The sequence below is a fragment of the Oceanospirillum sediminis genome (genome assembly GCF_014164585.1).
In the GTDB taxonomy this organism is placed as follows: domain Bacteria; phylum Pseudomonadota; class Gammaproteobacteria; order Pseudomonadales; family Halomonadaceae; genus Oceanospirillum; species Oceanospirillum sediminis.
This window is the reverse complement of sequence record NZ_JACJFM010000241.1, coordinates 1-354: the sequence shown is the minus strand read 5'-3', so window position 1 is coordinate 354 and position 354 is coordinate 1. Positions and strand designations below refer to the sequence as shown.

The following is a 354-nucleotide window of genomic DNA, read 5'->3' as shown; positions in this document are numbered from 1 at the left end:
GATGGCGCAGTAATTCACGGCACCTACAAAACAGCCCCAACCACCATAGGCAATAATGTATCCATCGGCCATAATGCATTGGTGCATGGGTGTACCATTCACGATAATGTTTTGGTAGGCATGGGCAGCATTATTATGGATGGCTGCGTGGTAGAATCCAACTGTATTATTGCCGCTGGCGCCGTTGTTCCCAAAAATACCATCGTAACATCAGGTTCAATATATGCAGGTATTCCCGCCAAAAAAATAAAGAATGCTAGTGAAGAATTAATATCAGGCGAAATCAATCGTATTGCAGATGCTTATATAAAATATTCTAGCTGGTTTAAAGAGTAATTTGGGCGTTCCCCTGTC

At 42.4% G+C, this 354-nt stretch carries 1 protein-coding gene; it reads left to right on the top strand.

What is annotated here, in order from left to right; all coding sequences use genetic code 11:
• Nucleotides 1-336: gamma carbonic anhydrase family protein (locus tag H4O21_RS28560; protein ID WP_182812603.1), on the top strand; the 336-nt coding region annotated here is incomplete at its 5' end.
• Nucleotides 337-354: the final 18 nt, after the last annotated feature.